Source organism: Stenotrophomonas sp. KH_052, assembly GCF_057838755.1.
On the sequence record NZ_CM174475.1, the window covers coordinates 2,122,194 to 2,143,827 of the forward strand.

Genomic DNA, 21,634 nt, shown 5'->3' on the forward strand with positions numbered 1-21,634 from the left:
GGCAACCTCGGGCAATGGAAAGTGCGCGAGGGTGCGGTCTGCCCCAGGGGCAGAGTCAAACGCCGGCGGGGCAGCCGCTGGGTTGCAGGACGCAATCAGTGCCGCCGGAGTGCAGCCATTGCTGCAGTTCATCGCGGACCTGCCGCAGGGCGAGGTCGACCTGTTCCAGCCGCGCCCGCTCACTGGCAATGCGGGTGCGCTGTTGTTCCAGCAAGGCCAGTACCGCAGGCCAGTCGAGCCGTCCATCGCGACCCTGCAGGCGGGATATCGCGGCCAGGGTGATGCCCAGCCCCAATGCCTGGCGGATCAGCTGTATCCAGGCCACGTCCTGTTCGCTGTAGTCGCGATAGCGGTTCAGTCGTGGCACGGGCGGCAGCAGGCCGCGTGCTTCATACAGGCGGATGGCCTTGGCGCTGGCACCGGTCAGGCGGCTGACTTCGGAGATGCGCATCTGTTCAGTCCCGCACCAGTCCGCCATCCACCACCAGGTTCTGCCCGGTCACCGCGCGTGACCACGGGCTGGCGAAGAACAGCGCGGCATCGGCGAATTCGGTCGGGGTGGTGACGCTGCGCAGCGGGGTGTTGGCGGCGATGTAGTCGAATACCGCTTCGGGCGTGGCGGCGCTGGCATCGGTGGTGCGCAGCAGGCCGCCGGACAGCATGTTCACGGTGATGCCGTGCGGGCCGAGGTCGCCTGCCAGGGTGCGGGTCAGCGACAGCAGCGCGGCCTTGGCGGCAGTGTAGTCGTGATAGGGCACCACCGGATTCTGGAACAGGTTGGTGCCGATGTTGATGACGCGACCGAAACGGCGCGCCTGCATCCCGGGCAGGGCGGCCTGCACGGTGTTCAGCGCACCGCGCACACTGCCTTCGAACTGTGCCTGGAAGGCCGGCCAGCCGATGTCGGCAGCGCTGTCGCGGGCGTCGCCATTGAACGAGAAGGCGGCCAGCGCGTTGTTGACCACGGTGGTGACGCCCTGGCCGAAGTGCGCCAGCGCGTGCTGCAGCATTGCATCGACCTGGGCGCGGTCGGTGACATCGGCCGGCAGCGCAATCGCCTGGCCACCCAGCTCGCTGGCCAGCGCACGTGCGGCGGCCTCGCTGCGGTGGTAGTTGATGATGACGCGGGCGCCCTGTGCGGCGAAGGCGCGGGCGATGTGCTTGCCAAGGCCGCGGCCGGCGCCGGTGACCAGCACCAGCTGTTCGCTGATCTGCATGGTGGAACTGCCATCCATTGCATGAAAGGGCATGCAGCGTAGCAGCGATGGCGCTTGCCGGAGCAGGCTTGCTGCCGCTAGCCTGCAGGCATGAACCAGACTCCCCTGCGATTGCTCATTCACGGCGCTTCCGGGCGCATGGGCCAGGCCCTGCTGCGGCTGGCCGCCGAACATCCCGAATCCCTGCAGATCGTGGCCGCGGTGACCGGCCGTGCGCCGGCCCAGCGCGTGGTCGACGGCGTCCCGTTCTTTGCTGCCAGCGAGCTGCCCGGTGCGCCGGCGTTCGACGTAGCGATCGACTTCAGCCTGCCGGAGGGCTTCGACCCGCTGCTGGCGCTGTGCGTGGAGCGGGGTGCGGGCCTGGTTTCAGGCACCACCGGCATCTCCAGCAGCCAGCGGCAGGCGCTGGAGGCCGCGGCAACGACCATCCCGCTGGTCTGGGCCTCGAACTTCAGCCTGGGCGTGGCGGTGCTGGACGAGCTGGTCGAGCGCGCCGCGCAGGCGCTGGCCGGCTGGGACTGCGACATCGTCGAGTCGCACCATACGCAGAAGAAGGACGCGCCGTCGGGCACTGCGCTGACCCTGGGTGCGGCCGCGCAGCGGGGCGGGGCGGAGCCGCATTACGCCAGCCTGCGTGCCGGTGACATCGTGGGCGAGCACCTGGTGCAGTTCACCGGGCTGGGCGAGCGCGTCGAGCTGGTGCATCGGGCCACCAACCGCGACATCTTCGCCCGCGGTGCCCTGTTCGCCGCCCGCCAGCTGCAAGGGCGGGCCCCGGGCAGCTATCGGGTTCGGGACCTGCTGCAGTAAGGCGGTAGTGCCGGCCGCTGGCCGGCAGCTTCCGGGCGTCCGAAGGCGTGGGGATTGCCGGCCAGCGGCCGGCACTACCAGGCGCCCGATGGCATGCAGATTGCCGGCCAGCGGCCGGCACGATCTGGCGGCGGACCCCGCATACGCCGCCGGGTTGAAATGAATACGCAATCGCCTGTTCATGAAGCTCGATAACCGCTGGCGCGAGCGCCCCGGCAGCGCTACAATTCGCACTCGCCGAATCACGAAAGCCGGACCGGTCCCAGACCGTACGTCCGCGCTTTTTTGCAACCGGATTTCCGTGAAGCGCAGGCGTGACTTCGGCAGCCCCCTCGGTAGCCAAAGTGAGATTCCCGTGACCCAAGCCGCAATCCTCGTCCTCGAAGACGGCACCGTATTCGAGGGCGAATCCGTAGGCGCGCCCGGCCTGTCCGTCGGTGAGGTGGTGTTCAACACCGCCATGACCGGCTACCAGGAAGTGCTGACCGACCCGTCCTACGCCCGGCAGATGGTCACGCTGACCTATCCGCACATCGGTAACACCGGCATGACCGACCAGGACGATGAAGCGTCCAAGGTGTGGTCGGCCGGCCTGATCGTGCGCGATGTTCCCCGCCGTCCCAGCAACTGGCGCAGCCAGGTGTCGCTTCAGGACTGGCTGATCCAGCGTGGCGTGGTCGCCATCGCCGGCATCGACACCCGCAAGCTGACCCGCATCCTGCGCGAGAAGGGCGCGCAGAACGGTGCGCTGATGGCCGGTGACATCGACGTGGAAAAGGCACTGGAAGCCGCCCGCAAGTTCCCGGGGCTGAAGGGCATGGATCTGGCCAAGGTCGTCACTACCGAGAAGACCTACGTCTGGACCGAGGGCCAGCTGGACCTGGATGCCAACGCCTTCGTCAGCGTGCCGGCCAAGCACAAGGTGGTGGCCTACGACTTCGGCGTGAAGACCAACATCCTGCGCATGCTGGCCGAGCGCGGCTGCGAAGTCACCGTGGTGCCGGCGCAGACCCCGGCCGCCGAAGTACTGGCGCTGAAGCCGGACGGCGTGTTCCTGTCCAACGGCCCGGGTGACCCGGAGCCGTGCGACTACGCCATCGAAGCGATCAAGACCTTCATCGAGCAGAAGATCCCGACCTTCGGCATCTGCCTGGGCCACCAGCTGCTGGGCCTGGCCTCGGGCGCGAAGACCATGAAGATGGGTCACGGCCACCATGGCGCCAACCACCCGGTGCAGGACCTGGACAACGGCCGGGTGATGATCACCTCGCAGAACCACGGTTTCGCGGTCGATGAAGCGACCCTGCCGGCGACGCTGCGCGTGACCCACCGTTCGCTGTTCGATGGCACCAACCAGGGTATCGCCCGCACCGACGTGCCGGCGTTCTCGTTCCAGGGCCACCCGGAAGCCTCGCCGGGCCCGCACGATGTCGGTCCGCTGTTCGACCGTTTCGTGGTGCTGATGGAAGAAGCCAAGGCGTGATCAGTACGCCGCCGGCCCCCCGGTGGCGTCGCGATGGACCGTAAGCCCCCGCATCGCTGCTGCCCCTGGCGCGGCGCTGCGGATCAAGATTCCTGATCGACAGCGTGCGATCACCCCCCTTGTCACGCTGTACTGACTTAGAGAAGAAAATGCCCAAGCGCACTGACCTCAAGACCATCCTCATCATCGGTGCTGGCCCGATCGTCATCGGCCAGGCCTGCGAGTTCGACTACTCCGGCGCGCAGGCCTGCAAGGCCCTGCGTGACGAGGGTTACCGCGTGGTGCTGGTCAACAGCAACCCGGCCACGATCATGACCGACCCGGAGATGGCCGACGCCGTCTACATCGAGCCGATCAACTGGCAGACGGTCGAGAAGATCATCGCCAAGGAAAAGCCCGATGCGCTGCTGCCGACCATGGGTGGCCAGACCGCGCTGAACTGCGCGCTGGACCTGGCCGACAACGGCGTACTGGAGAAGTACAACGTCGAGCTGATCGGCGCCAAACGCGAAGCGATCCGCATGGCCGAAGACCGCGAGCTGTTCCGCGTGGCCATGGGTGAGATCGGCCTGGAATGCCCGACCGCCGCCGTCGCCCACACGCTGGACGAAGCGCTGGAGATCCAGACCCGCGTCGGCTACCCGACCATCATCCGCCCCAGCTTCACCCTGGGCGGCAGCGGTGGCGGCATCGCCTACAACCGCGAAGAACTGGTCGACATCGTCAGCCGTGGCCTGGAGCTGTCGCCGACCACCGAAGTGCTGGTGGAAGAGTCGGTGCTGGGCTGGAAGGAATTCGAGATGGAAGTGGTCCGCGATACGGCGGACAACTGCATCATCGTCTGCTCGATCGAGAACCTGGACCCGATGGGCGTGCACACCGGTGACTCGATCACCGTGGCCCCGGCGCAGACCCTGACCGACAAGGAATACCAGCGCCTGCGCGATGCCTCCATCGCCGTGCTGCGCAAGATCGGCGTGGATACCGGTGGCTCGAACGTGCAGTTCGGCATCAACCCGGACACCGGCCGCGTCGTGGTGATCGAGATGAACCCGCGCGTGTCGCGTTCCTCGGCGCTGGCTTCCAAGGCCACCGGCTTCCCGATCGCCAAGGTCGCCGCCAAGCTGGCCGTCGGCTACACCCTGGACGAACTGAAGAACGAGATCACCGGCGGCCTGACCCCGGCCTCGTTCGAACCGTCCATCGATTACGTCGTCACCAAGATCCCGCGCTTCGCCTTCGAGAAGTTCCCGGCCGCCGATGCGCGCCTGACCACCCAGATGAAGTCGGTGGGTGAGGTGATGGCGATGGGCCGCACCTTCCAGGAATCGATGCAGAAGGCACTGCGCGGCCTGGAGACCGGCAAGGTCGGCTTCGACCCGACCGGCCTGGACCTGACCAATGAAGACGATCTGCAGACCCTGCGCCGCGAGCTGAAGGCACCGGGCCCGGAGCGCCTGTTCTTCGTCGCCGACGCATTCCGTGCCGGCATGAGCGTGGAGGACATCTTCAAGCTGTCCTACATCGATCCGTGGTTCCTGGACCAGATCGAAGAGATCATCGCCGCTGAAGCCGCTGTCGCCGCCGACGGCATTGATGCGCTGGACGCTGCGCGCCTGCGCAAGCTGAAGCGTTCCGGTTTCTCCGATGCGCGCCTGGCGCAGCTGACCGGCACGAATGAAGCGGCCATCCGAGCGCTGCGCCGTGCGCACAAGGTGCGCCCGGTCTACAAGCGCGTTGACTCCTGCGCGGGTGAATTCTCCACCGGTACCGCCTACCTGTACTCGACCTACGAGGACGAGTGCGAGGCCGCGCCGAGCAACCGCGACAAGATCATGATCCTGGGCGGTGGCCCGAACCGCATCGGCCAGGGCATCGAGTTCGACTACTGCTGCGTGCACGCGGCACTGGCGCTGCGCGAGGATGGTTATGAAACCATCATGGTCAACTGCAACCCGGAAACCGTGTCGACCGACTACGACACCTCCGACCGCCTGTACTTCGAACCGCTGACCCTGGAAGACGTGCTGGAAATCGTCGAACTGGAACAGCCCAAGGGCGTGATCGTGCAGTACGGTGGCCAGACCCCGCTGAAGCTGGCGCGGGCGCTGGAAGCCAACGGCGTGCCGGTGATCGGTACCAGCCCTGATTCCATCGACCTGGCCGAAGACCGCGAGCGCTTCCAGCAGCTGGTCGACAACCTGGGCCTGAAGCAGCCGCCGAACCGCATCGCCCGCAACGACCAGGAAGCCCTGCTGCTGGCTCGCGAGATCGGCTACCCGCTGGTGGTGCGCCCGAGCTACGTGCTGGGCGGCCGCGCCATGGAAATCGTCTACGGCGAATCCGACCTGGCCCGCTACGTGCGCGACGCGGTGAAGGTGTCCAACGATTCGCCGGTACTGCTGGACCGCTTCCTCGACAATGCCGTGGAAGTGGATGTGGACATCATTGCCGATGCACAAGGCAACGTGCTGATCGGCGGCGTGATGGAGCACATCGAAGAAGCCGGCGTGCATTCGGGCGATTCGTCCTGCTCGCTGCCGCCGTACTCGCTGTCCGCCGCCACCCAGGCCGAGCTGCGCCGCCAGGTGGTGGAGCTGGCCAAGGCCCTGAACGTGGTCGGCCTGATGAACACCCAGTTCGCGATCCAGACTAGCGACGAGGGTGATGACACCATCTACCTGCTGGAAGTGAACCCGCGTGCCTCGCGCACCGTGCCGTTCGTGTCCAAGGCCACCGGCATGCCGCTGGCCAAGATCGCTGCCCGCTGCATGGCCGGAAAGACCCTGGCCGAGCAGGGCGCGACCAAGGAAATCGTGCCGGATTACTACTCGGTGAAGGAAGCGATCTTCCCGTTCGCCAAGTTCCAGGGCGTCGATCCGATCCTCGGGCCGGAAATGCGCTCCACCGGTGAGGTGATGGGCGTAGGCCGCACCTTCAACGCCGCCTTCGCGCGTGCGCAGGAGGCGGGCGGCATCAAGGCACCGCCGGTCGGCAAGGCCTTCGTGTCGGTGCGTGATCCGGACAAGAAGCGCGTACTGCCGGTGGCCAAGGCACTGCTGGCACGTGGCTACAGCCTGGTTGCCACCCGTGGCACCGCCGCGTGGCTGCAGCAGCACGGCATGGACTGCGAGATCATCAACAAGGTGGTCGAAGGCCGTCCGCACATCGTCGACTCGATCAAGAACGGCGAGATCGTCTACATCGTCAACACGACCGAAGGTCGTTCGGCGATCAACGACTCGTTCTCGATCCGTCGCGAGGCGCTGCAGCACCGCGTCACCTACTCGACCACCATTGCCGGCGCCAAGGCGCTGGTGGATTCACTGGAATTCCGCGGCACCGGCCCTGTCTGGTCGCTGCAGGAGCTGCACAAGGAGTTGAATGCATGAGAGCCCCCATCACCATGAAGGGCGCGCAGAAGCTGCGCGACGAACTGGATCACCTGAAGTCGGTCAAGCGCCCGAAGGTGATCGCCGCGATCGCCGAAGCGCGTGAACATGGCGACCTGAAGGAGAACGCCGAGTACCACGCCGCGCGCGAGGAACAGGGCTTCATCGAAGGCCGCATCAAGCAGCTGGAAGGAGAGCTGTCGCATGCCGAGATCATCGACGTGAGCAAGCTCAATGCCGGCTCCAAGGTGGTGTTCGGTGCCAGCGTGACCCTGGCCGACGTGGAAACCGACGAAGAACGGAAGTACCAGATCGTTGGCGACCTCGAGGCGGACATCAAGCAGGGCCTGATCGCGATTTCCTCGCCGGTGGCGCGCGCGATGATCGGCAAGCTGGAAGGCGATTCGATCGTGATCGACGCCCCGGCAGGCCAGCGCGAGTACGAGATCGTCAGCGTCAGCTACCTGGACTGACCGCGTGGCGACGGCGACCCTGCTGTTGCCCGCGCGCAGCCGCTTTGCCGCGGCTGTGCTGCCCGATGATGTGGCCCGTGCCCTGGGCCGCGCCAACGCCTCGCAGCATGAGGCGGGCGAGCGTGCGCAGCTGACGCGCCATTTCACGGTCGCCGCGCCGCACTGGCCGGTGGCCGCTTTGACCCGCCAGCGTGACGTCGGCGATGCCGCCGGCGCCAGCTGGCTGCGGGCCGATCCGGCCTGCATGGTGCCGGACATGCACGGTGCGCGGATGATGGCCTATGGCGAAACGCTGCGGCCGACGCTGGCTGACTGCCTGGCACTGCTGCCGGTACTGCAGCCGTTGTTCGCCGACGCCGGGTTCGCGCTGGATGCACCGGACCCTTCGCGCTGGTACCTGCGGCTTCCGATCGACAGCGAACTGCCGGACGTCGACAGTCCGGACGAGGTGCTCGGCGATGACCTGTTCGCGCACCTGCCCGAAGGCGAGGTCGGCCGCCGCTGGCGTGCCTTGATGACCGAGGCGCAGGTGCTGCTGCACAACCATTCCTGGAACCAGCAGCGCGCCGCGCAGGGACAACAGCCGATCAATTCGCTGTGGTTCTGGGGCGGCGGCGTGATGCCGGTGTCGGTCAACACACCGCACGCGCAGGTGCGCAGCCGCGATGCATTGCTGCAAGGTCTTGCGCTGGCAGCGGGTGTGGCGGTGGATGGCGATCAATCCGTGGATGCGCTGGTCGATCTGCGCCAGCTGCGATCACTGCAGCAACTGGGCAGCGACGCGATCCGGCCACTGCTGGCCGCGCTGAAGCGTGGCGAACTGCAGCGGCTGGTGCTGGATTTCGAGGATGGCATGCAGTTCCAGCTGGACCGCGGACAGCGCTGGCAGTTCTGGAAGAAGCCGCGGCAGCTTCACGATTGATCGGGGTCGGATCCGTTTTCCATGGGAAAACGGCTCTGACCCCCGATGTTTGCCGGGGTTGCCGGCCAGCGGCCGGCACTACCGCAGGTAACGGGCGAAGGCGGATGCCCTACCGGAATTCAGTGATATAGGTCGGCAGTCGCCAAGTGGAAGCTCCAGCGCCACTGCAGGTGCCACCAACGTACTCCATGCTCAGCTGCATCCGCTGGCCATCCCATGCCCAGTAGCGCCCCGTTCCGCAGCGATCCCGGTCGGTCTCCACGGTCTCTTCAACGAACATCAGCTCCCGTGAGTACGGGAACAGTGCGCCCTGGGTAATGAAAACGGGATTGAACGGCGCCTGGTCGTTGATCGCCCATGTACCCCCCGGCACATTGAACCCCGGAATGTGGCAGACAACGGAGGCCAGTACGTGATGGTCGTCCAGGCGCTGGATGGCGATGTAGGGTTCGCTGGTCTGTGGTACATCCGCAGCGCACGCCCAGTCCGCCTTGTTGCCGGGCCGAAGCAGCCGGCGCAGGTCCTCGCGTTCGCCCAGGCGCGCATCCTCCTCACGCGGAGGCACCCGCTTGGATGGCATGGCCAGCACCGGCTTCGGCAGAGCTGGCGGCACGCTCGACTCCGGTCGGCTTCCGCGTTGCACCAGTGCACCGGGCGTATCCAGACGCTGCTGGATCTGATCCATCTTCAGCATCAGTGCGGCTGCGCCGGATGCAGACAGCGACCATGTCTGCCCCCTGCCATCGGTGATGCTGATGCGGGATTGCCTGATGAGGGCGGTGTTGAACGCCTGCACTTGAGCCGGGGTGAGCTTTGCATGCTCCGTGGCTGACTCAAGTGCCCCAATTCTGCCCTCGCGTTTCCCGTCCAGGAGCAGCTGCAGTGTGCCAACAGGTGACTGAGCCTGTGCCTCGGGATCGTCAGCGTCGTCGCGGGCGAGTACCAGCCGGATCTCCACCGCTTCCCCGGGTCCGCCATTGCGCTCGATCAGCGTGGCCAGTCTCAGCGGTGCGGAGGCGCCGACACCGGCGATACGGCAGGCACGCGTGTTGTCGCACACCATGAACCAGTCGCCCTCGGCGAACGATGCACCAATCGGAGCCGTGGCCCAGGCGGACGAGGACATCGCCAGCAATCCCAGCAGGAACAGCGGCAGTTGCGGCAGAGCAGGGGAGTGCATTCAACGAACCTCGCTGACCAGGGTCGGCAGCATCCAGTGACCGCCCGGCATGCCACGGCACAGCCCGGTGCTGAAAGCACTGCTTGGCTGGAATCGGCGGCCATCCCATGTCCAGTCCGAGCCGGAGACGCAGTCGCCGATGCCTCTGCCTTTGGAGCGTGCGTACAGCGTGCGCTCGAAGTGCGAAAAACCCTCCGCTTCGAGCGTAACCGTCTGCGGGGCGAACGGAGGGCGATCACGCGCGATCCAGAAACCATTGCTGTAGTTGTATGCACCCATCTGGCACAGCGCCTGCACCAGTACATGGCTGTCGTCCAGCCGCTCGATCACCATTTCCGGGGTGCCCTTGTACTCGATCAGACGCGGACAGTCGTCACCGTCGTCGAGCGTGGCAATCAGCGCGTCGCGCAGCGCTTCGCTGCTACCCAGTGTGTTGTCTCCGGGGCGAGTGGCCGCCAGCGTGGCACGCATGATCACGGGCCTGGTCTGCGCAGCCGGCACACTCGCTTCAGCACGCGTGCCACGCCGTACCAGGGCGCCGGGCGTGCCAAGGCGCCCTTGTACTTCGTCCATCTTCAACAGCACGGCGGCGGCACCACGATCGGAAATCGGCCAGCGCGTGGCCCTGCTGTCGATCACCTCGATGCGCGCCTTGCCGGGCAGAGCGGCGAGCAGCGCACCAACCTGCGCCGGCCGCAGCGTCACGGATTCGTCGGCACCGGTGTCCTGCACGGGCCCCAGATCACGGCCGTTCACCTGCAGGCGCATCGCGCCTTCGGGCATTGCACTTTCGCCATCCTCGCCCACCCGCAGTCGCGCCTTTACTGCCGTTCCGGGACCGCCGACACGTTCCAGCATCAGGCCCAGCGAGCTGTCTGCGCTCTCCGGACCATAACCGGCGGCGCGGCAGGTGCCGGTGTTGTCGCAGGCCAGGAACCAGTCGTGATGCACGAACTCGATGCCGGGTTCCAGTGGCGCATTTCCGGTATGGCCGGCGAGCGGCAGCAACAGGCCGACAATCAGTGCGGACAGCAGGCGGTACATGGCGAATTCCATTTCAGAAGCGGACAAGCATGGGCGATCACCACGCCTGCGCCAAGCCCGGGAAGAGCCTGGCAAGCCGAGCGGGGTATCATGCGCGGGTCTTCCGTAACCCGGCGATGCCGATGTCCCTTGCCGCCGATGCCGTGCAGCCCTCCTCTGATACGCCGACGATCCGCCGCCGCGATGCGGTCGCGCCCGCCAACTGGCCGGAGGGCACGCTGCCACTGCTGGCGCGGCTCTACGCCAGTCGCGGTGCCGGTACCCCGGAGCTGGCGCTGCCGAAGCTGGGCAGCCTGCATGCGCCCGAGCTGCTGACCGGCATCGAGGCTGCGGTGGGCCTGCTGGTCGAGGCCATCGCCAACGACAAGCGCATCCTGGTGGTCGGCGATTTCGATTGCGATGGCGCCACCGCCTGTGCGGTCGGCGTGCGCGGCCTGCGCATGCTCGGCGCACAGCACGTCTTGCACGCGGTGCCGAACCGCATGGTGCACGGCTACGGCCTGTCGCCGTCGCTGGTGGAGGAGCTGGCCGAGCTGCAGCCGGACCTGCTGGTCACGGTTGACCATGGCATTGCCTGCCACGCGGGTGTGACTGCGGCCAAGGCCCGTGGTTGGCAGGTGCTGGTCACCGACCACCATCTGCCCGGCCCGCAGCTGCCGCCGGCAGACGTGATCGTTGATCCGAATCTGGATGGCGATGCGTTCCCCAGCAAATCGCTGGCCGGCGTCGGCGTGATTTTCTATGTGCTGATGGCATTGCGCCGGCAGATGCGCGAGGCCGGCGTCTTCGCCGATGGCAAGGGCCCGGACCTGACCACACTGCTGGACCTGGTGGCGGTCGGTACCGTCGCCGACCTGGTAGCGCTGGATCCGAACAACCGTGCGCTGGTCAGCGCGGGCCTGCGCCGTCTGCGCGCGGGGCAGGGCTGTGTCGGCCTGCGTGCGCTGATCGAAGCCAGCGGCCGTGATGCCGCGCGACTGACCGCCACTGACATCGGCTTCGCGCTCGGCCCGCGCCTGAACGCAGCGGGTCGGCTGGAGGACATGGCGCTGGGCATCGCGCTGCTGCTGACCGAGGACCCGCGCCAGGCGCGCGAGATCGCGCAGACGCTGGAGCAGATCAATTCGGAACGGCGCGCCGTGCAGCAGTCGATGACTGACGACGCCGAGCAGGCGTTGACCCGCGTGGTGCTGGACATGGCCGGCCAGCGACCGGTGGCGGCCTGCCTGTTTGACGCCGATTGGCACCCGGGCGTGGTCGGTCTGGTCGCGTCGAAGATGAAGGATCGCCTGCATCGCCCGGTGATCGCCTTCGCGCCTGCAGAACCCGGTGCCGACACGCTGCGCGGTTCGGCGCGCTCGATTCCCGGCCTGCACATCCGTGACGCGCTGGCACTGGTCGACGCGCGCCATCCGGGCCTGATCGAACGTTTCGGTGGGCATGCCATGGCGGCTGGACTGAGCATGCGGCTTGATCATCTTGATGATTTCAAGGCCGCCTTCGTCGCCGTGGTGCTGGAAATGCTCGACCCGGCGGCGCTGCAGCAGCAGGTGCTGAGCGATGGCGAACTGGCCGCAGATGAGCTGGATCATCGCCACGCCGATGCGCTGCGCCTGGCCGGCCCGTGGGGCCAGGGCTTCCCCGAGCCGCTGTTCGACGGCCACTTCGAAGTGGCCAACTGGCGTGTGCTGAAGGAACGCCACCTCAAGCTGGAACTGCGCCTGCCAGGCGTACCCGGCACGATCAACGCGATCCATTTCGGCGGCTGGCACGGTAACGCGCCCGGCCGTCACGTGCATCTGGCCTTTCGGCTGGCCTGCGATGACTATCGTGGCGGCAGCGCCATCCAGTTGATCGTCGAGCACTGCCTGCCTGCATGAAAAAAGGGGACGGAGGGGATTAAGTCGCTTGTGCCTTGTTTGCCACTTGCGACTTAATCCCCTCCGTCCCCATTTCTGTGGCGTCAGCGGACCTCGCTGACCAGCGTCGGCAGTTCCCAGGTGCCACCGGGCACGCCCCGGCATAGCCCAGGTGCCACCTCGGACGTCGCGATGAAGTTCGTCCCGTCCCACGTCCAGGCTGCGTGCGAAATGCAGTCAGCGAGGCCGCGGCCCTTCTGCGCGGCAATGATCTGGCCGTCGGCGTAGTCGATCGCATCGCTGGTCACCCATTGCGCCTGGAACGGCGCCTGCGGGCGGGCGATCCAGTAGCCATCGCCGATGTTGTAGGCCCCGCGCCAACACGGGACAGTGACCAGCACATGCTGCGCGTCCAGGCGCTGGACCTGCAGCGGGGAGTTGCTGAGCGGAACGTCGGCGTCGGTTTCCTGCAGGCCTTCGCATCTATCGTCCTCCAGCGTGGCACGCAGTGCCGCGCGCAGGGCGGGTGAGGCGGCCAGCCGAGCAAACGCAGGATCATCCGGAGTCGAGTCCAGGGTAGCGGCCTTGCGTACAACCGGCACCGGAAGTGCGGTGGGAACGCCGGACTCAGGCATGCTGCCCCTGCGCATCACGGCGCCGGGCGTGCCGAGGCGGCCCTGGTATTCATCGATCTTCAGCAGCACGGCTGCGGCACCCTTGCCCGACAGCGGCCAGCGATGGCCAGCGCCATCGGTCACGCTGATCCCTCCATCGCGTACCAATGCGGACAGCACCGCGCTGGTCTGTGCGGCATTCAAGCTGTGCGTGCCTTCGCCCTTCACGGGAGCCAGTACGCCCAGGTCCTGGCGCTGGATGCGCAGATGCAGCGCGCCCTTGGGCTGGGTCTGGCCTTCTTCCGGCTGCAGCGACAGGCGGCCCTGGATGGCCTGGCCCGGGCCGCCCTTGCGGATGAGCAGCACACTCAGGGTGCTGTCATCGTCGGCGGCGTAGCCGGCCGCGCGGCAGGTCAAAGTGTTGTCACAGGCCACGACCCAGTCGTGGTGCTGGAAATACAGGCTCTTGGCCGGAGCCGCAGCAAGGGCGGTCAGGGGGCAGGCCAGTGCCAACAGAGTGGCCAGCAGGGGCAATCGCATCGGCATCCTTGCGCGTGTGGGAGCGTGGGGAATGGTGCCTGTGGGTGAGGGCAAAGAAAAGCCGCGCACGGTCCAACCCCATTCCGGCTGTCCGTGCGTTCAAATGTCCACGATCCCACTGGAGCCCTGTCATGGTCTTCGTCCGTTGCTGCGCTGTGTTGCTGCTGGCCCTCGCGGCTGGGCCTGTCGGCGCTCAGTCGCCACGTATTGCCAGGCCGCAAGCCACCACCCCGCTGTTGATCGCGCCCGCCGCCGAACAGCCGGTGCAGCTGCAGCGTGCCCGCATCGAAGGCGAGGTCCAGGCCGGCATCGCCCAGACCAGGATCACCCTCGAATTCCACAACCCGACCCGACGCGTGCTGGAGGGCGAGCTGCAGTTCCCGCTGGCCGATGGCCAGCAGATCACCGGCTTTGCACTGGACATCAACGGTGAGCTGCGCGATGCGGTGCCGGTGCCCAAGGACCGCGGCCGCCAGGTATTCGAGGAAATCGCCCGCCGCGGTGTCGACCCGGGCCTGCTGGAACAGACTGCCGGCAACCAGTTCCGCCTGCGTATCTATCCGCTGCCGGCCGGTGGCAGCCGACGCGTGCAGCTGGTGATTCGCGAACCGCTGGCCTTCGCCGGCCAGGGCTGGCAGTGGACGCTGCCGCTGCAGTTCGCCGCTGGCGCTGCATCGGTTGAGCTGAAGCTGCAGGCGCCGGAAGCGGCCACCGCAGGTACGGCTCCGTTCCGCATCAACGCGGGCCAGCTGCACTGGCAGGGCAGGGGCGCGCAGTTGCCGACGCAGCTGCAGTGGAGCCTGCCGGCGGCACGCCAGGCACAGGTGCAGGTGGCGCCCTGGCAGGACGGGCACTACCTGTTGGCGCAGCTGCCGGTGTCGCCCAGCAGCACGCCCCGCACGTTGCCCAGCGATATCGGCCTGCTGTGGGACGGTTCCGGTTCGGCGGGCCAGCGCGATCGCACACGTGAGTTCGCCTTGCTGGATCGCTATTTCGCAGCGATGGGTGACGGCACCGTGGCGTTGACCGTGCTGCGCGACCGTGCCGAACCGATGCGTCGCTTCCGTGTCCGTGCAGGCAACTGGAGCGAGCTGCGCGCAGCGCTGCAGGCCGTACGCCCGGACGGTGCCAGCGCGCTGGCGCAGTGGCAGCCGCAACCGAGCGTGAAGGAGTACCTGCTGGTCAGCGATGGCCTGCTGACCTATGGACCGGAAGCACTGCCAGCACTCGCACCGCAGCAGCGCCTGTTCGCGGTCAGCAGTGCTGGTGCGCGAACCGATGCAGTGCGCCTGCGCGGCTGGAGCGAAGCGCATGGCGGTCGCTTTGTCGCGCTGGGCAAGGATGTTGATGCGGCCGCTCGCGAACTGCTGTCGTCGCCGTTGGACGTGCAGGTCGATGCGGGCCGTGGCGTACAGGATGTTGTGATCGATCGTCGCAGCGAGGCCGAAGGCTGGCTATGGCTGCATGCCCGCCTTGCGGCGGACGGCGTGCCGATGCGGGTGCGCGTGGGCGGCGGTGAATGGCAGGCGCTGCCGGCAACGCAGAAGAGTGACGACGGTGAACTACTGGCCGGCTTGTGGGCGCAGGCCCGTCTGCAGCAGCTCGGCGCCGACCGTCGAGGCAACCGCGAGGCAATGCAACTGCTGTCGCAGCAGTTCGGCCTGGTCGGACCGGACACCTCGCTGATCGTGCTGGAGACCCTGGAGGACTACCTGCGCTACGCGATCCGCCCGTCCGGCAAGCTGCGCGCCGAGTACGATGCCCGCTTCGCACGGCAGGTGAGCGATCGCGCCGCTGCCGATCGCCAGCGCCTGGACCAGGTTGCCGCACGTTGGAAGGAGCGCCAGCAGTGGTGGAGCCGAAGCTGGCCGAAGGGAGCGCCTCCGCAGTTGAAGGGCGGGGCGCTGGAAGTTGCATCCGCGGACTACGCGATGGACTCGGCGCCGGTGGCGATGCTCGCTGCGCCGGCCCCCGCGGCACCGCCCGCGCCGGCACCGATGGCCGCCGCCGAGCAACGCATGGAAGCCAGCAGCGCGCGTGCACGTCGCTCAGCCTCCGCATCGAACAAAGCGCTGGATGTGGTCGCGCTCACCGGCAGCGTTGTCGCTGCATCCGCCGCCAACAATGGGGAGCTCGGCATCCAGCTGGCTGCGTGGCAGCCGGACTCGGCCATCGCCCGGCGGCTGCGCCAGGGCCCGGCGTCGCAACTGTATGACCGTTACCTGGCCGAGCGTGACGCACACGCCGACAGCAGCGCGTTCTTCCTCGACGTGGCCGATCTGTTGCTGGAGCAGGGCCAGCGCGAACTGGCACTGCGCGTGCTGTCGAACCTGGCCGAGATGGACCTGGACAACCGCCACCTGTTGCGTGTGCTCGGCTACCGGTTGATGCAGGCCGACGCGCCGACACTGGCGGTTCCGGTGTTCGAGCAGGTGCTGGCGATGGGCCAGGAAGAACCGCAGAGCTTCCGCGATCTTGGCCTGGCACTGGCGGCTGCGGGCAAGCCGCAGCAGGCGTTGGCGCCGCTGTATCAGGTGGTGGTGCGGCCGTGGGACAACCGCTTCGACGGCATCGCCCTGATCGCATTGGACGAGTTGACCAACCTGGTGGCAGGCAGCACGACACGGCTGGATACCCGCAGCATCGACCCGCGCCTGTTGCAGGCGATGCCGCTGGACCTGCGCGTGGTGCTGTCGTGGGATGCCGACAACAGCGACATGGACCTGTGGGTGACCGACCCGAACGGCGAGCGCGCGTACTACGGCAACCGCCTGACCTATCAGGGCGGGCAGATGTCGCAGGACTTTACCGGCGGCTATGGTCCCGAGCAGTTCTCACTGCGCAACGCCAAGCCGGGCAAGTACAAGGTGGAGGCCAACTACTTCGGCAGCCGCCAGCAGCTGGTGACCGGTGCGACGACGCTGATGCTGCGGCTGACCACGCACTGGGGCACGCCGAAGCAGAAGGACCAGATGGTGACGATGCGGCTGAAGGATCGTGCCGAGACCGTGCTGGTAGGCGAGTTCGAGGTGAAATGATCGATTCCGGGCTTTTGTAGAGTCGAGCTTGCTCGACTGCCTCAAGGTAGAGCCGAGCCTATGCTCGGCTCACGGCAGAAGCAGCCGAGTGTGGGCTCGGCTCTACAACGGCACCGAACTCAGCGCGCCGTTGCGGCGCGTGCAATCGGCGACGCTGGCGGATCGGCGCGCAGGCCGAACAGCGGGCGCAGCCAGCGCACACGTCGGATCAGCAGCTCGTGGATCAGCAGACAGGCGCTTATTGTGCCAGCCACCAGTAGTGCAGGTTCCAGCCACGGGCCCAGCTGCAGCGGGCGCAGCGCGTACAGCAGAACGATCAGCACAGTCTGATGCAGGATGTACCAACTGAACACAGCTTCGCGGCAGTAGTTCAGACCGTGCCAGGGACGGTCCAGCAGCACGCGCGCCCAGCCGAACAGGGTCAGCAGCATGCACCACGTATACAACGCGCGGCCGACGCGTTCGGTCTGGGCCCACGGCAGTGCCAGCACCCACGCATCCAGATCGCCCACATGCGGCAGGCGGGCCAGTGCGCGGATGCCCAGCTCCAGGCAGAGCCCCAACGCCGCCAGGGTCAGGGTCACGCGACGCCCGCGCACCAGCAGATCCCAGCCGCGCTGCCAGCGTGCCGCCAGGAAGCCGGCCAAGAACAGCGGCAGCGATTCGGCGTGCACGTATATGTCGTCCAGTAAGGCGTGGGTGGGTGGCCAGCGAGGCATCAGCACCAGCAGTGCCCAGGTCAGCCACGCTACCGGCAGCACCAGCAGCAAGGTGCCCAGCAGGCGATCACCGGGTTGCCAGCGCGGCAGCGCCCTGCGCAATGGTCGGAGCAGGCTGGCCAGCACGACTGCCAGTACGGTGTAGGGCAGAAGGTAGGCCAGGTACCAGAGATGATTCCAGGTGAAGCCGTAGGCGGCACCACTGAAGTGCGCGCCCGGCCACGGCCGGAACTGCCAGTAGCGCCACAGGAAATGGCCCAGCCCCGGTGCCACGTCACCCTTGTCCAAGGCCTCGCAGTAGGCCTGCAGGGACGCCGCCGCGACGATACCGAAGACCAGGGGCAGCAGCAGGCGCCAGCTACGGCGGAGCGTGTGCTGCAGTCGCCCGTGGTCTGGCAGGGAAAGGCCCAAGGCGATACCACTGATGGCAAACAGCAGCGGCATACGCCAGCGGTTCAGCGCGATCATCGGCCACTGCAGCCATTCGGCGGTGTAGGCGCTCTTGAGGTGGAAGTCCCAGCCGGCCACATAGGCCATGGCGGCGTGGTAGAGGATCAGCAACGCGAAGGCGGCGATGCGCAGGGTGTCCAGATCGTGGCGACGGTGCATGGCGATGGGCGTCAGGAGGATGCTTCACCTTCCGCCGCAAGGCTCAGCGTCGCCAGCGGATAGGGTGCAATGGCAGCCTTGCGGGGTCCAATGGAGGGGTTGTTGGGACCAATGGCCGATGCGGAAAGGGTCGGATGGGCAACAATGGCGGCATGGAAAATGGAGATCCGGCGGTCGATCCCGCCCTTGTTGCAGATCGTCCCAACCGCGCGGGCATGGCTGCAGTGTTCTGGTCGCTGCTGTTCCTGTGTACCGCTGCGGGCAATGTGCTGGCGCAGTGGATGCGGGCATTGCGGGACGCCCAGCCATTCCCGGGCCTTGCGGCGTCGATCGAGGAGTTCAGCAGTGCGCTTGCCAGCCTGGGCCTGCTGGCACTTCTGCATGCCGCCGCTCACCGCTGGCCGTTGCATGCAGACACCTGGCGGCGCCGGATCGGCTTCTACGTGCTGGGTGGCGTTGCCTGGTGGCTGTTGCATGTCAGTGCCATGGTGCTGATGCGCAAGCTGGCCTTCGCCCTGATTGGCCAGCACTACACCTATGGCGCCTGGCCGGCGCAGTGGTTCTACGAGTTCTTCAAGGACGTGCAGACCTACAGCCTGCTGGTGATTGCCGTGCACGCCGTGGCCTGGTTCGGCCGCCAGCGGCAGGGTGAAGCGCACCTGCTGACCGAGCCCGACGTCGGCCCGCCGGTGGAGCCGGTCGAGCGCCCCCAGCATTTCCTGGTTCGCAAGCTGGGCAAGGAATTCCTGGTGGCCACCGCGGACGTGGAGTACGCCCAGGCGGCGGGGAACTACGTGAACCTGCGGGTACGCGGCCACGACTACCCGCTGCGGATCACCATGGCGGTACTGGAACAGCGGCTGGACCCGGGCGAGTTCCTGCGCCCGCACCGCAGCTGGCTGATCCATCGCGGCCAGCTGCGCTCGATCGAGCCGCTGGACGGCGGCGAGGCCCTGCTGCATATGGCCGATGGGGCCAAAGTGCCCTGCAGCCGGCGCCAGCTGCCAGTGCTGCGGCAGGCGCTGGGCGGGGGGTAGAGTCGACTGTCAGTCGACCTGCGCGCGCAGCGCGGGCTTCACCACAACCTGAACGGAGAGCAGTCGACTGGCAGTCGACTCTACCGGCCGGCCCCCCTCATGCCGGTTTCGCCGGCCTGCGGTATCATTACCAGTCATCTTTTGAATGCATAACCGCCGACATGATCGAACTGAATCCTGTCCGCCAGCGCATCACCGATCTGACCGATCGCGTGCTGTCGCTTCGGGGGTATCTTTGACTACGACGCCAAGAAAGAGCGTCTTGAAGAAGTAACGCGGGAGCTGGAAAGCCCCGACGTCTGGAACAACGCCGAATACGCCCAGAACCTGGGCCGCGAGCGTTCCAGCCTGGAAAAGACCGTGGGCGGCATCGCCTCGGTGCTGGACGGCCTGGCTGATGCCACCGAACTGCTTGAGCTGGCCGAGTCCGAGCAGGACGAGGACACCGCACTGGCCGTGGTGGCCGACCTGGACAAGCATCAGGCGCATGTGGAGAAGCTGGAGTTCCAGCGCATGTTCTCCGGCGAGATGGACAACGCTGCTGCCTTTGTCGACATCCAGGCCGGTGCCGGTGGCACCGAAGCCCAGGACTGGGCCGAGATCCTGCTGCGCATGTACCTGCGCTGGTGTGAATCGCGCGGCTGGAAGACCGAGCTGATGGAAGTCTCCGGTGGCGACGTCGCCGGCATCAAGTCGGCCACGCTGCGCGTGGAAGGCGACTATGCCTATGGCTGGCTGAAGACCGAGACCGGCGTGCACCGCCTGGTGCGCAAGTCGCCGTTCGACTCGGACAACCGCCGCCACACCAGCTTCACCTCGGTGTTCGTGTCGCCGGAAATCGACGACAACATCGACATCACCATCAACCCGGCCGACCTGCGTACCGACGTGTACCGTTCGTCCGGTGCCGGTGGCCAGCACGTGAACAAGACCGAGTCGGCGGTGCGTATCACCCACATCCCGACCAACATCGTCGTGGCCTGCCAGACCGGCCGCAGCCAGCACCAGAACCGCGACAACGCGATGAAGATGCTGGCCGCCAAGCTGTACGAGCTGGAGATCCAGAAGCGCAACGCCGAAAAGGACGCCGTGGAAGCCACCAAGTCCGACATCGGCTGGGGCAGCCAGATCCGCAATTACGTGCTCGACCAGAGCCGTATCAAGGACCTGCGCACCGGCATCGAGCGTTCGGATACGCAGAAGGTGCTCGACGGCGACCTGGACGAGTTCGTCGAAGCCAGCCTGAAGGCCGGCCTGGCCGTGGGCTCCAAGCGCGTCGATGCCTGATCGACGTGCCTGTGCGGATATCATCGCCCTCGTGCGTGACGCCGAGGGTGGCTGAACCGGCTTTACTGTAGAGCTGAGCCATGCTCAGCTGCTGTTCGCGCGGTAGTAGATGCGTCGAGCATGGCTCGACGCTACAACAGGTACGGCGGTAGCGATGATGCGCAGCGAAAGTGAACGCAAGGAACTCGGCGGCTTCCTCAAGGCCTGCCGCGCCCGCGTCGACCCCGCCACGCTCGGCCTGCCGGCCGGGCGCCGGCGTACCCCGGGCCTGAAGCGCGAGGAAGTCGCACTGGCGATCGGCGTCAGCGTCAGCTGGTACACCTGGATCGAGCAGGGCCGCGAAGTACGCGCCTCGCCCGAGGTACTGGAGCGGCTGGCGCAGGTGCTGCGCATGAGCGACGACGAACGTGCTTATGCGTTCGCGCTGTCTGGCTACGGCGTGCCACTGGAATCTCCCGACGAGACGGTGACTGATGGCCTGCGCCAGCTGGTCGAGGCCATGCAGCCGATCCCAGCCTACGTACGCAATACCCGCTACGACATCCTGGCGTGGAACCCGGCCATCGCCGAGCTGTTCGTGGATTACAGCCAGCTTGCGCCGCACGAGCGCAACACGCTGCGGCTGATGTTCCTGTACCTGCCGTACCGCACGTTGATCCTCAACTGGGAAGAAATGACCCGCGGCCTGCTGGCAGGCTTCCGCGCGGCGATGGCGCAGGCGCCGGACAAGGCCCCGTTCCTCGCGCTGGCCGAGGACATCGCCGCGCACAGCGAGGAGTTCCGCCAGTGGTGGCCGGAGCACGATGTGCGCCGGTTCGACGAAGGCGCGAAGAAGCTGAACCATCCCACGCGCGGGTTGCTGGACCTGCAGTACGTGGCGCTGGTGCCGGAGAGCCGCCACGATCTGTCACTGGTGACCTACCTGCCGCGGAAGTAGGTTGGTCGGCAGGGCTGCGCCCTGCACCCACAGAGGCCGAAGCGACAGCAGCAGCAACAGCGGGCATTCCGTGGGATGGCGGGGCGGTGTGGGTTGGCAGGACACGCCGTAAACCCGTCCATGGGGGCTCGATGGCGCCTTGCTCGTGTGCGCTGTCCTGCGCACACGGCAAGACCGGGGTTGGGCGTCCTGCCCAACCCGCCCGAGGCATGCCTCGGGCCCATGGCGCCAACGGTCCTGCCAACCCACACCACCCCACCTCAGACAGATTTCGCGCGGTTGTTGGTAGGTGTCGACCTTGGCCGATACATCTGTCAGATATCGAAAGAAATTCCGGGGTCAGATCCGTTTTCCGTAGGAAAACGGATCTGACCCCAAGAGCATTTCCGACAGATCGCGGGAAATTGTCGAAGGCGGGGTGGGTCCGGTTGCGGGGGCGTGAGCGCCATGGATGGCGCGACCGAGGCTACATG

At 66.8% G+C, this 21,634-nt stretch carries 16 protein-coding genes; 10 read left to right on the forward strand and 6 right to left on the reverse strand.

What is annotated here, in order from left to right; all coding sequences use genetic code 11:
* Positions 1–55 precede the first annotated feature (55 nt).
* Together AC3ITW_RS09920 and AC3ITW_RS09925 are read right to left on the reverse strand one after the other, a co-directional pair.
* The gene (locus tag AC3ITW_RS09920) at positions 56–451 is read right to left on the reverse strand and encodes a MerR family transcriptional regulator (protein ID WP_012510924.1); all 396 of its coding nucleotides are present in this window, start codon (positions 449–451) and stop codon (positions 56–58) included.
* Between the two features lie 4 nt (positions 452–455).
* Positions 456–1,217: a 3-oxoacyl-ACP reductase gene (locus AC3ITW_RS09925; RefSeq protein ID WP_428993157.1), complete on the reverse strand. Its 762-nt coding sequence runs from the start codon at positions 1,215–1,217 to the stop codon at positions 456–458.
* A 138-nt stretch (positions 1,218–1,355) separates the two neighbouring features.
* Between AC3ITW_RS09925 and AC3ITW_RS09930 the strand changes: the two genes are divergently transcribed.
* The 5 genes from AC3ITW_RS09930 to AC3ITW_RS09950 all read left to right on the forward strand — a co-directional run bounded on the left by AC3ITW_RS09930 (position 1,356) and on the right by AC3ITW_RS09950 (position 8,297).
* Positions 1,356–2,027 carry a 4-hydroxy-tetrahydrodipicolinate reductase gene (locus AC3ITW_RS09930; RefSeq protein ID WP_489390357.1) on the forward strand — a complete coding sequence of 224 codons (672 nt, stop codon included), beginning with the start codon at positions 1,356–1,358 and terminating at the stop codon, positions 2,025–2,027.
* 355 nt (positions 2,028–2,382) lie between these two features.
* Positions 2,383–3,510: a glutamine-hydrolyzing carbamoyl-phosphate synthase small subunit gene (gene carA / locus AC3ITW_RS09935; protein WP_100434562.1), complete on the forward strand. Its 1,128-nt coding sequence runs from the start codon at positions 2,383–2,385 to the stop codon at positions 3,508–3,510.
* Between the two features lie 149 nt (positions 3,511–3,659).
* Positions 3,660–6,902, forward strand: a complete 3,243-nt coding sequence (gene carB, locus AC3ITW_RS09940; RefSeq protein ID WP_012510928.1) for a carbamoyl-phosphate synthase large subunit — start codon at positions 3,660–3,662, stop codon at positions 6,900–6,902.
* Between the two features lie 8 nt (positions 6,903–6,910).
* Positions 6,911–7,375, forward strand: coding sequence for a transcription elongation factor GreA (greA, locus tag AC3ITW_RS09945; protein WP_174238326.1), 465 nt, complete (start codon positions 6,911–6,913; stop codon positions 7,373–7,375).
* A 4-nt stretch (positions 7,376–7,379) separates the two neighbouring features.
* Complete coding sequence (locus tag AC3ITW_RS09950) at positions 7,380–8,297, forward strand: phosphoglycerate mutase (RefSeq protein ID WP_489390293.1); 918 nt, start codon at positions 7,380–7,382, stop codon at positions 8,295–8,297.
* A 109-nt stretch (positions 8,298–8,406) separates the two neighbouring features.
* Here AC3ITW_RS09950 and AC3ITW_RS09955 read toward each other — a convergent pair whose 3' ends face one another.
* Both AC3ITW_RS09955 and AC3ITW_RS09960 read right to left on the reverse strand, forming a co-directional pair.
* The gene (locus AC3ITW_RS09955) at positions 8,407–9,423 is read right to left on the reverse strand and encodes a DUF1176 domain-containing protein (RefSeq protein ID WP_489390358.1); all 1,017 of its coding nucleotides are present in this window, start codon (positions 9,421–9,423) and stop codon (positions 8,407–8,409) included.
* A gap of 54 nt (positions 9,424–9,477) precedes the next feature.
* The gene (locus AC3ITW_RS09960) at positions 9,478–10,521 is read right to left on the reverse strand and encodes a DUF1176 domain-containing protein (RefSeq protein ID WP_448122906.1); all 1,044 of its coding nucleotides are present in this window, start codon (positions 10,519–10,521) and stop codon (positions 9,478–9,480) included.
* 122 nt (positions 10,522–10,643) lie between these two features.
* Here AC3ITW_RS09960 and recJ point away from each other — a divergent pair, with 122 nt between their 5' ends.
* A complete protein-coding gene (gene recJ, locus AC3ITW_RS09965; RefSeq protein ID WP_012510932.1) occupies positions 10,644–12,401 on the forward strand; it encodes a single-stranded-DNA-specific exonuclease RecJ in 1,758 nt (585 codons plus the stop codon).
* Between the two features lie 83 nt (positions 12,402–12,484).
* Here recJ and AC3ITW_RS09970 read toward each other — a convergent pair whose 3' ends face one another.
* On the reverse strand, positions 12,485–13,534 hold the full coding sequence (locus AC3ITW_RS09970; protein WP_448122908.1) for a DUF1176 domain-containing protein: 1,050 nt from the start codon (positions 13,532–13,534) through the stop codon (positions 12,485–12,487).
* Between the two features lie 131 nt (positions 13,535–13,665).
* On the opposite strand from AC3ITW_RS09970, the gene AC3ITW_RS09975 reads away from it, so the two are divergent.
* Entirely contained in the window at positions 13,666–16,572 is a 2,907-nt protein-coding gene (locus AC3ITW_RS09975) for a DUF2135 domain-containing protein (RefSeq protein ID WP_489390294.1), read from the forward strand.
* 119 nt (positions 16,573–16,691) lie between these two features.
* On the opposite strand, the gene AC3ITW_RS09980 is transcribed toward AC3ITW_RS09975, so the two are convergent.
* Positions 16,692–17,900: an acyltransferase family protein gene (locus tag AC3ITW_RS09980; protein ID WP_489390295.1), complete on the reverse strand. Its 1,209-nt coding sequence runs from the start codon at positions 17,898–17,900 to the stop codon at positions 16,692–16,694.
* Between the two features lie 134 nt (positions 17,901–18,034).
* On the opposite strand from AC3ITW_RS09980, the gene AC3ITW_RS09985 reads away from it, so the two are divergent.
* From AC3ITW_RS09985 to AC3ITW_RS09995, 3 genes are all read left to right on the forward strand, one after another.
* Positions 18,035–18,937 carry a LytTR family DNA-binding domain-containing protein gene (locus AC3ITW_RS09985; RefSeq protein ID WP_489390296.1) on the forward strand — a complete coding sequence of 301 codons (903 nt, stop codon included), beginning with the start codon at positions 18,035–18,037 and terminating at the stop codon, positions 18,935–18,937.
* Positions 18,938–19,098: 161 nt separating this feature from the next.
* A protein-coding gene (prfB, locus tag AC3ITW_RS09990) for a peptide chain release factor 2 (RefSeq protein ID WP_012510936.1) occupies positions 19,099–20,224 on the forward strand; the annotation gives its coding sequence in 2 pieces (ribosomal slippage) (positions 19,099–19,173 and positions 19,175–20,224; 1,125 coding nt in all).
* Positions 20,225–20,378: 154 nt separating this feature from the next.
* On the forward strand, positions 20,379–21,161 hold the full coding sequence (locus AC3ITW_RS09995; RefSeq protein WP_489390297.1) for a helix-turn-helix transcriptional regulator: 783 nt from the start codon (positions 20,379–20,381) through the stop codon (positions 21,159–21,161).
* Positions 21,162–21,634 lie beyond the last annotated feature (473 nt).

Coding starts and splice junctions, on each gene's coding strand:
- AC3ITW_RS09920 (WP_012510924.1), bottom strand. CDS start 451: ATGCGCATCTCCGAAGTCAGCCGCCTGACCGGTGCCAGCGCCAAGGCC.
- AC3ITW_RS09925 (WP_428993157.1), bottom strand. CDS start 1,217: ATGCAGATCAGCGAACAGCTGGTGCTGGTCACCGGCGCCGGCCGCGGC.
- AC3ITW_RS09930 (WP_489390357.1), top strand. CDS start 1,356: ATGGGCCAGGCCCTGCTGCGGCTGGCCGCCGAACATCCCGAATCCCTG.
- carB (WP_012510928.1), top strand. CDS start 3,660: ATGCCCAAGCGCACTGACCTCAAGACCATCCTCATCATCGGTGCTGGC.
- AC3ITW_RS09955 (WP_489390358.1), bottom strand. CDS start 9,423: ATGTCCTCGTCCGCCTGGGCCACGGCTCCGATTGGTGCATCGTTCGCC.
- AC3ITW_RS09960 (WP_448122906.1), bottom strand. CDS start 10,521: ATGTACCGCCTGCTGTCCGCACTGATTGTCGGCCTGTTGCTGCCGCTC.
- recJ (WP_012510932.1), top strand. CDS start 10,644: ATGTCCCTTGCCGCCGATGCCGTGCAGCCCTCCTCTGATACGCCGACG.
- AC3ITW_RS09970 (WP_448122908.1), bottom strand. CDS start 13,534: ATGCGATTGCCCCTGCTGGCCACTCTGTTGGCACTGGCCTGCCCCCTG.
- AC3ITW_RS09975 (WP_489390294.1), top strand. CDS start 13,666: ATGGTCTTCGTCCGTTGCTGCGCTGTGTTGCTGCTGGCCCTCGCGGCT.
- AC3ITW_RS09980 (WP_489390295.1), bottom strand. CDS start 17,900: ATGCACCGTCGCCACGATCTGGACACCCTGCGCATCGCCGCCTTCGCG.
- AC3ITW_RS09985 (WP_489390296.1), top strand. CDS start 18,035: ATGGGCAACAATGGCGGCATGGAAAATGGAGATCCGGCGGTCGATCCC.
- AC3ITW_RS09995 (WP_489390297.1), top strand. CDS start 20,379: ATGATGCGCAGCGAAAGTGAACGCAAGGAACTCGGCGGCTTCCTCAAG.